This is a genomic window from Solibacillus sp. FSL W7-1464 (genome assembly GCF_038004425.1).
GTDB lineage: Bacteria > Bacillota > Bacilli > Bacillales_A > Planococcaceae > Solibacillus.
This window is the reverse complement of sequence record NZ_JBBORC010000001.1, coordinates 1821429-1833649: the sequence shown is the minus strand read 5'-3', so window position 1 is coordinate 1833649 and position 12221 is coordinate 1821429. Positions and strand designations below refer to the sequence as shown.

The window sequence follows — 12221 nt, the reverse complement described above, 5'->3', positions numbered from 1 at the left end:
CTATCAACTGAACTAACCTAAATTAGAAAGCCATGTTCCTTCTATTAAGCGTAATAAAAAAATACTCAGTTGGGACATTTGGCCAAAAAACAATAAAATCCCCATGAAAATCATCATAATGCCACCAATTTTCATCAGAAGACCACTTTTTTTCACAATCCACTTTGATTTCCCGATGAAAAACGTTAACAGGATAAAAGGCACGGCAAAGCCAATCACATACATGAGAGTATACACTAAGCCTGCTCCTGGATTCGTCGCTGCTAATAATAAAATTGACGCAAAGATCGGTCCAATACACGGCGTCCATCCTGCCGCAAAGCCTAAGCCCACAAAAAATGTTCCGACATAACTTGTTGGTTTTTTCGCCACATGGAGTCTTTTTTCTTTCATAAGTACTGGAATCGTCAGCCATCCTGCCACAATTAAGCCCATAAAGACGATAAAAATACCCGCTAATTGCTGAATGAGTGTTGCCGTTTGCCCAATAAATAAATGCTGTAGCCACTGTCCAAAATAGGAGGCACTTGCACCTAAACTAATGAAAACCACGCCGATTCCTGCTAAAAAGGTAACTGAATGGATCAATATTTTTTTCCGAATTGCTGCCGTTTGATCGGCTTGCATTTCCATGACACTAATCCCTGTAATATAAGAGAGATACGCTGGGAATAAAGGTAATACACAGGGTGATAAAAATGACAGCACCCCGGCCCCGAATGCTAAAAGAATTCCCACGATGAGGACCGTATCTGTTTCAATCATGATTTCCCACCTACTTTTCTAATCAATTTTATTATTCATAGGAACGAAGGGCTTCAACTAATTCATTCATTACTTGCTCATCCATTGCTCCGATAATTTTTTGAAAAACACGTCCTTCCGCATCTAAAATATAGCTCGTTGGCAGCGTCATGATTTCATACGTGAGACCAACCTCTCCACTTTCATCGAGTAAAATCGGAAATGTTAGCTCATGCTCCTGCACAAATTGCTCAATTGCTGGTCGACCATCATCCATATTTTTTACATTGACAGCTAGAATTTCAACCTCTTCATGATGCTTCTCATAAAAACTTTGCATATGGGGCATTTCTTCTCGACAAGGTGGACACCATGTTGCCCAGAAATTGACGATTGTAATTTTCCCTTTCGAATCCGACAAACTTACTGGCTCCCCATTTAAAGTCGGTAGCGTAAAATCCTGTGCCACAGGAATGTCGGACGTAATTGCTCCCGTCTCAACCTGTTCTTCTGGAGCATCCATCATTTCTTGAGTCGGTTCGTTCACTTTTTTTGTCTTCTCACCGGCTAAGTAATCCCAAGTAGCATAGCCTCCAAGTAAAACGAGGAGTACAATCGCTAACAATTTCTTAATCATGCTCTTTCTTCCCCTTTGCTGTAGCGGGTACAATCGTAAATTTGATATCCACCGCTTCGATGACCGTTTGAATCATCCCACAATTTTTTACAACCAACTTTTCAAGCTTCGCTAGTTGCTCTCCCTTCACTTCCTCGTTAAATGACACGTGTGCTGTGATGACAATCGCTTCGATTCGATTCGCCATCTCTGGATTACGATGCCCCTCTGATGTAAATGAAACCTCTACAAAATGAAGACGCATCTTTTGTAACAGCATCACTAGTAACGATCCACTACACGTCGTCAACGAGGCGAGAAGTAACTCATACGGCTTATAACCTTTTAGTGGATTCGTAGACGTGTACAACTCACCAAATGACAACTGCCCAATCAATCGCTCCTGTTCATAAACAAATTGCATTTCACCCACTCCCTTCACTTGAAGTATGGAGGAGAAATGTGAAAATTTCGTTAATATATACAAAAAAAGCAAGCAAATGAATCATTCACTTGCTCGCAACTGGATGGAACTATTCGTTTGCTTCCTCTGAAGAAGTCATTTCTGCATGACCATTCACCTTCATTTGAATGGTCATGATTATGTGCTTCGCCATCTTTCATCATTTTCTTTTGATGACGTTCGATTGCTAGTGCACGAATTTCATCAATTGTTGCCATTGAAGTATCTTCATTTTCAGCTATATAGCCTTTTGCATCTTCTTCAATTATTACTTAATCTAAATGAACCAAAATCGGTTCTCTTCATTCTTTTATAGATAGATAGCTTTATAAAAAAACCGATTTTATCATGCCCATAATATAAACATGAAATAATTAATGATTAATAAAATAAAAATAATCATCAGTATGGATAATAAATTAATATGTGCACTAGATGGCTGAAACTTTCCATTCATAATCCCTTGCTCTTTATTTTTATAATTACGATTTGTAATATAAATGACGATAATACCTAAAATGCCAGAGAAAATACCTAAAATAATTGACAACACATCTACCCACGCATTTCGTATGTTTCCAATTGTAAAATGCAAGCTTGTTGCTAAAAAGCCCACTCCTACAATGGCAATAGCTGTTCGTACCCAAGCCAAGTACGTTCGCTCATTGGCCAAATGCTGTTGTGCATACTGGATTTGATTAATCTCCGTTTGGTCTTTTTTCATTTTTTCACCTCTTCCTTTTACTCTAAAAATAGAAATAATTTGTTTAACTCTATAGCCAGCTTTAAAAAGCATCTGTTTAATAGAGCGGTAAAATCTTTACAAAAGGACACTAGAAAAGCCATACACATTTGCTGTATATGGCTTCTTTGACCATTAATATTGCCGAATAAAATCAATTAAATCTTCTTTTGGCATGAAGCCCGCAGTCTTGCCTTTTAATTCACCGTCTTTAAATACTAACAACGATGGAATTGACATAATCTGATAGTTCGCTGCTGTAACTTGGTTCGTATCTACGTCTACCTTCACAATTTTCACTTCGTTGCCGATTGCTGCATCCACTTCCTCTAAAACTGGCGCAATCATTTTACATGGACCGCACCAGGCTGCCCAAAAGTCCACTAATACGACACCGTTTGAAATTTCTTGTTCAAATGTTTGATCTGTTGCATGTACAATAGCCATGTTTTATTCCTCCAAATATGTTTGATGTTTTTTGATTAATTGGCGCAAGCCCTCTTCACTGACAGGGCCTACGATGCGCTCCAGTTCCTCACCTTGTGCATTAAGTAGCACGGTTGTCGGAATGGACATTACCCGAAAGGCAGTTCCTACTTCATCTGTTTCATCCATTAAAATTGGATAGGTCACTTCATAAGTTTCCATAAAATTAGCCAATGCCTGCTCGCCATTATCACGGTCTGTTAAGTTCACCCCGATGAGCGCTACCCCCGCCGGTAAATTTCCCGCAAAGCTTTGCAAGTGTGGCATTTCTGCTTTACATGGTGGACACCAGGTTGCGAAGAAGTTAACTATGGTCAGTTTCTGCTCTTGCTCCGATAAATTATACATTTCCCCGGTCGTTGTCGGTAAATCAATCATTTCATGGGCTATTGTTTCAGTTGCTCTCTCTACATCCACAAGCATCATTGCCACTAAACTTAAAATACCCGTAATAACCAAATACTGTGCTTGCTTTGTTTTTAGATACACTGTTAACAAAACAAAAAGATGGACGAGTGTTAGACTACTCGTAAAGCCATTCAACCATGCTAGTAGTAAAAACTGTCCGAGTAACAGCCCGTGTTGATATTTTCTTTCAACAAGTACAAGGGCCAAAAGCCAGATCACCGCAAGCAGCCAGTGCTCCTGAAACCCTAAACTAATGACGTTAATTACAGCCACAACCCTTGCCCAGTATATCCAAATATCTGCCCATACTAGTATTTGTCTTTTTCTTAATAGAATAAAAGCAAGCACCACTAATGCGAGAATATGTCCTCTTAGCCCTCCGTCAAAATAAACTAGTGATAACGGTGCTTTTATAAAGTCAGGTAAAGAAAATAGGATATAGCTGAACTTCCAAACGAGAATATAGGTAATGACAAGTTGCTCTAATAATTTATTTGTTGCTACACCTGCCTTCCGACTTCTAAAATCGCTATAAAAAATAGCAAGTAAGAAAGCGAGCCATGCGATCGGAATATTTACTTGTCCTAAAGATATATACGTCATCTGAAAATTCCTCTCTACCAACAGTTGGCTCTCTATAGCTTATTTAAAATTATAATTTGTCACAATCGGATCACGGTTTTTTGCTTGATCCTGGTAATACTCAAATAAAGAAATTCCTAAAAACGAACCTGAAATATTCTTAACATTTTTATACCCATTATTATTCAATTCCATTACTGCATTATAGCTACGCTGTGATGAACACAGTGCACATAAACTGGTACATCTGTCGGAATTTCATGCAAACGTGCACGTAACTCACTTAATGGAATATTGACTGCCCTTTTAAGGCACCTTGTGCAAACTCATTTACTTCACGTACATCGACAATATACGCTTCTTCTTCCACTAAATCACGTACGTCACTCACACGTACTTGCTTAAAGCGTCCTGCCATTAAGTTTGTTGCAACTAATGCCGCTAAATTCACGACATCCTTTGCTGTTGAAAACATCGGTGAATATGAAAGCTCTAATTTCTTTAAGTCCTCAATCGTCCCGTTCATCGTAATAAGCGTAGCAATAACAACAATTCGTTTATAGGCAATGCCCTTACCTATAAGCTTGTGCCCCAATGATGCGACTCGTTGGCACCTCGTAAATTAGTTTAAAATGTAGTGGATTACTCGAAGGCATCAATCCAACTTTATCCAGTGTAATGACATACACCGCATCGACCGACAATCCACTTTACTTTGCTGTACGCTCATTTAAACCTGTTGCAGCTGCTGCATAATCAAAAACTTGAATACTGGATGAGCCAATTACCCCTTTATTTGTAACCGTCATTCCATACATATGATCTGCTACTGCACGGGCTTGACGTTGTGCAGGTCCGGCTAACGCCAGACGCGTTTGCTTGTTCATTTAGCGGTGGTACACCTCAATGGCATCGCCTGCCGAAATTACCGGGTAGTGATTTACCGCATGTCTTTACCGTTAGAAAAGTCGTAGATATCGAGCGTTTATAAAAAGCCGTTGTTAAGCAAGATGCGCAAAATATTGCGGTTCTTGGGGGCTTTATTGGCGTTGAAGTAGCTGAAAATCTACGTTTAGCTGGCTTTCGGTATCCCTTGTGGAGTTTGCTCCACAAATTTTAACACCATTTGATGATGACATGGTTCAAATTTTGCATAAGGAAATGGTAGATCATGGTGTGGAATTAATTGTAGGAGATGGCCATCGGACTAGCTCCAGGCGATAATACTAATTTATCGTATGATTCTGCCGATTGTTCACCAGTTACAACGTTTTTCACTGTCACCGTTTTGTCGGTTCGGTTAATCGCAATTACCTCACTATTTACACGGGCGTCAATATTATGCTTTTCTTCAAATGAATCCGGTGTCATCATTAATAATTTCTTGCTGCTGAGGAAGCACCGCCAGCAACTCCACCAATTATGACTACTTTTTTCATCATGAACCCTCCTCTGCCTCTTCTTAAATTTGCAAATAATCTATTTCTAACACAAATATTATACCCTACAGGGTATTTTGTCAACTGTTTTTATATTAAGATTCTAGTGCTCGTTCAAGCTTGTCCTATCTTCTCTTATGAAAGCTTCTCTACCTACTTACCCCTTACCATTAGTTTCCTAACTAAAGTATCTCCTTTAATCGCTAGTAGCATTTTATTTTATTTAGCCAATCTTCAATTCAAATATGAAAGAATTCCTGGTTAAATAATGTGTATTAAAAAGATACATACTTAAGGTCACTAACTTGATTACTCTATATCTAACTATGTATTCCAAAATGCATGGTACACTTTTTTTAAAAAGGTGGCGGGAAGATGATTACAGGAAAATAACCGCCTTAGTTTACAAGCAATATAACAACCCCTACTCTATTACTTGGGCGTTCATAAAAACGGCTATTAAGTGCTTCGCCATCGTGTCTATAGTAGCTTCGGTAAAACTGAGTACTGCGGAGCGTTTGAGCCAGCAGTGCGGAACTTTAAGCCAGTGAATGCGGAGTTTTGAGCCACCGATTGCGGACAATTGAGCCACTATTAAGAAAAGGAAAACAACTACTGAAATTGCAGCTAGTTGTTTTCCTTTTTAATTTGAAAATAATCTATCGCTTAAGTGGTTTTAGACCATGGCGCTCGCGCATCGAGACTTCGCCATCAATTAAAATGTGGTAAGAATCATGTACAATACGGTCTAAGATAGCGTCTGCGATTTGGGCATGGCCAAGTTTCGCGTACCAGCCTTCCGGCGCAAATTGAGAACAGAAGATAGTTGAAGCCTTTTTTAAACGAGCCTCCACAATTTCGAAAACGTTTAAAACTTGTTCCTCTGATAGGTCTGTTAAAAGCCATTCGTCTATAATGAGTAAATCGATTTTTTTGTAATGCTGAATAAGTTTTCGGTAGCTGCCATCTGCTTCATATTTCGCTACAGCTAGTTCATCTAGTAGTTCCGGGAGGCGTATATATTTAACTTTGTGAAATTGACGGCAGGCATGAACACCGAATGCATTGGCTATATAGCTTTTTCCGTTGCCTGAAGCGCCCATTAAAATGATGTTGTGGTGATTTTGAATGTAGTTTCCTGTAGCTAATTCTAAGATGAGGTTTTTATCTAAACGGCGATCTGGATGGTATTCAATATCTTCAATGGCAGCCGACGGCTCATTGAACGTCGCTTGTTTGATTAAACGAGCGAGTTTATTCGATTTGCGGCGATCATATTCTGTATCTGTTAAGAGACTAAAAAGATCATTAAAATCCATATCACGATAGGCTGGATTTTGGTTGATTTCCTGATAGAGTTCCGCCATTGCGCTTAAACCCATTTCTGAAAGCTTACGTAGTGTTTCTTGTTTACTCATTTTTTCTCCCTCCCGAAATAAGCAGCACCACGTGTAAATCCGTGATTTTCATTCGAAGTTTTTATGGATGGTACGCTCTTTGTTTTTGAAGCCTGTTTTGTTCTTTCTAATAGGCCTTTTAAAACTGTATTAGAGGGGCTTGATGAGATTTCAAGTAACGTCTTAATGGCTTGCTCAAGTTCTTCTGCCGTATATTTCTTCACCATGTTTTGTAATGTACTTAAAATTTGGAGTGCTTTTTTCTCTACATGATTTTCTAAAATATACGCGACATATTTTTCCGTAAATGAACCGATGGTTGTTGCCCATTTAGTTACGTTTTCAGGATTATGTTCTACGTAAGAACGATGGTGATCTGGCATATGATCAATGTTTGTAGAATATTGTCCTATCTCACCTTTTAATCGTTTATGGGATGCAATTCGTGCTTCTTTAAAGTACACTTCAATTAGATCTGTTGTTAAACGAATATCGACCGATTCACGGGCGTATTCGTAAGGGACGGAATAATACATGCGTTCAACTTGGATGTGGTAGTTCAGTTGAACCTTGGCGGTTTTCCATTCCGTCATTTTGAAGCGTGTTTGAGGCAGTTGCTGGAGAGTGCTTTTCTCTTCTTCCTCAAATACGCTTTTTCGTGTTCCTGGACGTTTTTGAAAATCGGTTGTGTTGATTTCTTCTAATTTTTCAGCGATATACTGATTCAGCTCGTTAATGTGAAAACACTGTGCGTTGCGTAATGCAGCGATGATTTGTCTTGAGGCATGTCCTACGCTACCTTCGGCACTTGGCTTATCTTTTGGCTTTTGCACACGACTTGGCACGATAACTGTACGATAGTGATCAGCCAGTTCACGGTATGCCTCATTTAAAACAGATTCTTCGCGTTTCGCTTTAATGACACCGGTTTTTAAATTATCAGGTACAAGGGTTTCCGTAACACCACCAAAATAATCGAAGGCATGGATGTGTGCTGTTAACCAACTCGTCGATTTCATGTCTAAAAAAGCTTCTACATACATCATTTGGCTGTACGGCAAAGCAGCGACGAATACATACGCAGGCATTTCTTCACCTGTTGCACGGTCTCGAATAGAGAGTGTTGCACCAGCCCAATCGACTTCCATAATTTCACCTGGCTTGCGTCTTAGCGGCATCGTTAGTTTAAATTTTCGCGCATAATGACCATATTTTTCAGCGAATGTCCGATAGGCATAGGGGATTTTCTCTGCTTCCTTTGCAGCTAGCGCGTACTCGTGATGTAAAAGTTTGAGCGTCACATGCTTTTTCTGTAATTCTTTATGCACCTTCTCCCAATCCACAGGATAATAGCCTTTTTCAATTGGCTGTTTCTCGGGGTAAAGATATTCCTCTAGCCAAGCGTTTGTCATCGTGTCGTTTAACAAAGTAATCCTGAGATTTCTCGCACGTTGGATTACGTCAGATATGGTATTGCGAGAGTGTCCGGTGCTAGCGCTAATCGTTCTTTGGCTAATGCCATCAAAGGAAAGAGCTAGTATTTTACGGTAATCAATCATAAAAAATCCTCCTGTTCTGAAGTGTCATGCTGGGTGGCATGCTCCTTCATTATACAGGAGGTTTAAGGGAATATATGTAAGTGGCTCAAAGTTTCCGCACTCGGTGGCTCAATTGTCCGCATTGAGTGGCTTAATGTTCCGCACTAGTGGTCTTTTTTGATCGCAATATTCAAAACATGTGACAAGAAAAAATTGTTGATTTAAATGACGAGTAATTTGGGGAATCCATTCACTTTTTGATTTTGCCGAGCACCACGCCTACCGAATTATAGTACGGGCATTATTTCAAGTGTGATTACGAACGTGGATGTACCTAATCTAAAATTTTGAAATCAATGCGATGTATGTAGCAAGTGAGGTCGTGTTACCTAATAAATAACGTGTTGATGTGATTGAATATAACGAGGAGAAAATCATCATCAATGAAGTTAAGTCGAGTAAAGAGGATCAACGTAAGGACCACAAATAAACGGAGTAACTGCACTCTTAAAGTAGAGCTATATTTAACGGAGACAGGTGTATATAGTTTAGATTTAAAGAAGAGTAGCTCTTCAAATTGCTGAAAAAAAAGAATCCATTTTGAAAAAAAGATTGATCAAACGGATTCTTCTATGGATTTAAGAACTAAGTAAATTCAATACTTTTTTAACTTCGTCTTGCTTTCTTCTATGGTTATTTGTTCAAGTTCTATTTTAATTCTTTTGGAAGTATATAAATATATTCAATAATTTTATTTGTTATCCTTAAAAGATTCTCAACCATGTATTAAGCACAACTTAATCGCCATGAGCTGCCGTGTATCCTATAAATGAAATAACTAATAAACCACCCTGTAATTACACTGTGAATTAAGCCTTCATATATTTGTATATCCATAGTACTTTACTTTTCTGACGAGACCCCAAGTTATTTTGGAGAATATGAATTTATTCCTCTTTAAATAAATCAGGAAACATTGTACTTAGATTTTTAATGGAATCTTCAGCAGATTTTTGGCCTTCAGAAGTAAACATTTTATTAAATTCATTTTCTTCTACTGTCATATGATGTTCAGTTCCACTATTGAATTGTAATAAATCTCCTTGAATGTTTTTATGGTCACGAAGATGAGAAAAGCTACTAGTAAGGATTAAAGTTTTGTATAAATTCTCATAATGGATGGCCTTCTGTTTAGCTAATTTTATTTCTTCTTTCTGTTTTTCAACTATATATGGTAATTGTTCCAAATGAACCATTTTTTCTTTTAATGAAGTTAATTCTTGAAAAGTTTGCCGAAACATTTCTTCAAAATGGTAAAATTCGTCGATAATTTTTGTTTTGTTGTTATTATGTCGTTCAAAAATATCTTCAATATTTGGAAAGTAAACACCTTCCAATGTAGCGTTAGTAGGTAGAATAATTGGCTTATTTAGTTCATTAATATAGTCCTCAATTCTGCGTTTCCACGTTTGTCTTCCAATACCCGTTTCATTTTGAAGAAATTGAAAAGTAATTTTTTTCCTCCCATTTTTATGTTTAATGCTAAGTGCGATTTCTTTTAATTTTTCATCACTAATTTTTTTAGGGCGCCCAGGCTCTTTAGTTTCACTCATCTTTATATCTCCTAATCCATGCTTCAACAGTAGATCTCTGGTCCATTAATCTTGTTAGTTGAGAGGAAGCAGAATTCAATTTAGTTTGCCCAGATTCTTGATACTTATGGTTCTGAAAATCATAAAACATATTTTTGCTAAGTGAAAACATCATTTCAGTAACTTCCTGTATATTTCTTTGAATAGATTGCGAGTAATCGGTTAACCACTTTAACCCTTCTTCTAAATCATTTACAGCTGGTTTAAATATATAAAAAGGTTGACATACTTTACATTCACCAACACAATCATTCGGGAAATCAAGATTACTACAGTATCCGAAATCTACTTTTCTTAGTTTTTCGAGCACGATATCTTCATAAATTAATCCCTTATCGTATAAATATCTTGAAGTATTGTTTATGGTTTTACCTATGTTATTTTCAATGTTTAATTCAAGTTTCTTTTGTGCAAGTAAATAAACCTGTGATTGTACATAATGGTCTATATGAGAATAATAGTTGAATTGCATTTCCAAATTATCGTGACCAGCCATTCTAGCAATTGATAACATATTGAATCCTTGCAAGAACATATTCATAATTGCAAAGTGTCTGGTGTCTCCTAAATTAATTTTTTCTAATGATTCATTTTGAATTACATGAGAATAAAAATCGTCCAATATTCGTTGTATATATTTATCCACTACCGTCGCGTAAATATTTACTGAATTTTCTGTTTTCTAACTTTCCCTTTTGAGAAGAAAAACGAAGACACGCAAGTAGAGGTAGTAAACATCCATTTTTTTACTATATCCTTTGGCGAGGGCGACAGAAATGTGAAACTCTTTATGGGACGGCATTTCCTTTGATTTTTCGAATCCAAATTTTCGCTGGTTTCCATAGGGCTGCTTTTAAATACCGACTGATTTGTAAGTATGTCCGTGAACTATTTGTATGGAGCTGAGCCAGTACGTTTAAGCAGTAGACGATCATCGCGATATACACTTGATTATGCACAGCTTGTTCACTTTGCCCATAAAACTTTTTAATGTTTAAGTGCTGTTTCATCCATTTGAAGAACAGCTCGATGGCCCAGCGTGATTTGTACAACTCAGCGATTTCGTCTGCACTTAAATCAAAACGATTCGTAATCAAATGTAGCTCATTTCCCTTTGAATCCAGTACTTTGATGAGACGAAAGGCATTTTCGGCACGATTTTGCGTCGTACCAATCAGAATCATTTCATCGGATAATACCGCTGAATTTTCGGGTAGCTCAAATGGCTCTATCACACGTGTGACAGCGTTTTTGCGCAAGCGTGAGACAAAGAAATAGCCGTCGTCTGTCATGCGGTCGAATCGCTCATAATCTAAGTAACCTCGGTCGAACACGTACATGCATTCTTTGTCGTCAATTAGCACTTCTAATTGGCCTCGATCATGTTCTTTTGCGTTTGTCAGCACGGCTTTGTCAGGATACGAACAGCCCTTTTCTAAGTAAACCAGACGTAAATGGAGTTTGATTCCCGACTTTGTTTTACGGAATTCAGCCCATTTGTGATTGTTCAAATTCAATGGCAACGTACTCGAGTCGATAATTTTGAGTGGTGTCGTCACTTTTCGACGTTGTTCAAAATGTGATTTCTCATGAATTTGTGCGACTAAATCGAGAAATACCTGCTGGAACACATCTGTCGGCACTTGATTTAACCGACGCCCTAACTGTGAAAAGCTAATTGATTCTAAATCCGTCGCTTTTTGAAGGTCGTCTGAAAATAATGTATCACTGACAGCACGCAGACTTTCGGTTTCATTCAGCTGCGCAAACAACAATAATTTAAGAAATGAAACGACGTGTAACTTCTTTGTATAGTAATTTAATTGATAGAATTCAACCAATTCCTCTAATTTTGTCGAGGTAATAGGGGAAAACCATTGTTCAAATGATGTTTTTCGTGTAAACTTATCCATGCGATTGTCCTTTATTTTGGATTTGGATGGTTTACTACCGCCCAACCATTATAAAGGATTTTTTTGTGCCTGGATTATATTGCAGAAAATTCAGTTTTATTTATAGCGTTGAATTATTTTAATGCGACGCTAGTGATATTTATCGATTAATCTATTCTTTTTTCCTTTTCTTTGTAAGCGCCAAATATAGCACACCTTCAACGAATTCAATGGCCATGAGACAATCATGACAATGAATGAA

14 protein-coding genes and 1 pseudogene are annotated in these 12221 nt (G+C 37.8%); 1 reads left to right on the top strand and 14 read right to left on the bottom strand.

The features are described 5' to 3' along the window. Positions 1-12: 12 nt before the first annotated feature. The 8 genes and pseudogenes from MKZ25_RS08900 to MKZ25_RS08865 form a co-directional block, all read right to left on the bottom strand. Complete coding sequence (locus MKZ25_RS08900; protein ID WP_340718247.1) at positions 13-765, bottom strand: cytochrome c biogenesis CcdA family protein; 753 nt, start codon at positions 763-765, stop codon at positions 13-15. Between the two features lie 31 nt (positions 766-796). Continuing rightward, positions 797-1381: a TlpA disulfide reductase family protein gene (locus MKZ25_RS08895; RefSeq protein WP_340718246.1), complete on the bottom strand. Its 585-nt coding sequence runs from the start codon at positions 1379-1381 to the stop codon at positions 797-799. Further along, positions 1374-1784 (bottom strand): OsmC family protein, encoded by a 411-nt coding sequence (locus MKZ25_RS08890; RefSeq protein ID WP_340718245.1) that lies wholly within the window; start codon positions 1782-1784, stop codon positions 1374-1376. Before MKZ25_RS08890 ends, MKZ25_RS08895 begins: the two co-directional genes overlap by 8 nt. Positions 1785-1834: 50 nt before the next feature. After that, the gene (locus tag MKZ25_RS08885; RefSeq protein ID WP_340718244.1) at positions 1835-2041 is read right to left on the bottom strand and encodes a hypothetical protein; all 207 of its coding nucleotides are present in this window, start codon (positions 2039-2041) and stop codon (positions 1835-1837) included. 128 nt (positions 2042-2169) lie between these two features. Continuing rightward, a complete protein-coding gene (locus MKZ25_RS08880) occupies positions 2170-2547 on the bottom strand; it encodes a YidH family protein (RefSeq protein WP_340718243.1) in 378 nt (125 codons plus the stop codon). Positions 2548-2700: 153 nt separating this feature from the next. Beyond that, positions 2701-3012 (bottom strand): thioredoxin, encoded by a 312-nt coding sequence (gene trxA, locus MKZ25_RS08875; protein ID WP_340718242.1) that lies wholly within the window; start codon positions 3010-3012, stop codon positions 2701-2703. A gap of 3 nt (positions 3013-3015) precedes the next feature. Then, complete coding sequence (locus MKZ25_RS08870; protein WP_340718241.1) at positions 3016-4062, bottom strand: TlpA family protein disulfide reductase; 1047 nt, start codon at positions 4060-4062, stop codon at positions 3016-3018. 39 nt (positions 4063-4101) lie between these two features. Continuing rightward, positions 4102-4970, bottom strand: a pseudogene (locus MKZ25_RS08865) (rhodanese-like domain-containing protein); the annotation flags it as partial. 166 nt (positions 4971-5136) lie between these two features. Between MKZ25_RS08865 and MKZ25_RS19850 the strand changes: the two are divergent. Continuing rightward, entirely contained in the window at positions 5137-5265 is a 129-nt protein-coding gene (locus tag MKZ25_RS19850; protein WP_445326858.1) for a hypothetical protein, read from the top strand. Here MKZ25_RS19850 and MKZ25_RS08855 read toward each other — a convergent pair. From MKZ25_RS08855 to MKZ25_RS08830, 6 genes are all read right to left on the bottom strand, one after another. After that, positions 5224-5415: a hypothetical protein gene (locus tag MKZ25_RS08855; RefSeq protein WP_340801182.1), complete on the bottom strand. Its 192-nt coding sequence runs from the start codon at positions 5413-5415 to the stop codon at positions 5224-5226. The two genes, MKZ25_RS19850 and MKZ25_RS08855, sit on opposite strands and share 42 nt — an antisense overlap. A 724-nt stretch (positions 5416-6139) precedes the next feature. Next, positions 6140-6898, bottom strand: a complete 759-nt coding sequence (gene istB, locus MKZ25_RS08850; RefSeq protein ID WP_293927736.1) for an IS21-like element helper ATPase IstB — start codon at positions 6896-6898, stop codon at positions 6140-6142. After that, entirely contained in the window at positions 6895-8436 is a 1542-nt protein-coding gene (gene istA / locus MKZ25_RS08845) for an IS21 family transposase (RefSeq protein WP_340800721.1), read from the bottom strand. The genes istB and istA overlap by 4 nt, the downstream gene beginning before the upstream one ends. 926 nt (positions 8437-9362) lie before the next feature. Continuing rightward, complete coding sequence (locus MKZ25_RS08840) at positions 9363-10028, bottom strand: hypothetical protein (RefSeq protein ID WP_340801181.1); 666 nt, start codon at positions 10026-10028, stop codon at positions 9363-9365. Continuing rightward, complete coding sequence (locus MKZ25_RS08835) at positions 10021-10713, bottom strand: hypothetical protein (protein WP_340801180.1); 693 nt, start codon at positions 10711-10713, stop codon at positions 10021-10023. The genes MKZ25_RS08840 and MKZ25_RS08835 overlap by 8 nt, the downstream gene beginning before the upstream one ends. Positions 10714-10855: 142 nt before the next feature. Then, entirely contained in the window at positions 10856-11980 is a 1125-nt protein-coding gene (locus tag MKZ25_RS08830; RefSeq protein WP_340801179.1) for an IS4 family transposase, read from the bottom strand. Positions 11981-12221 lie beyond the last annotated feature (241 nt).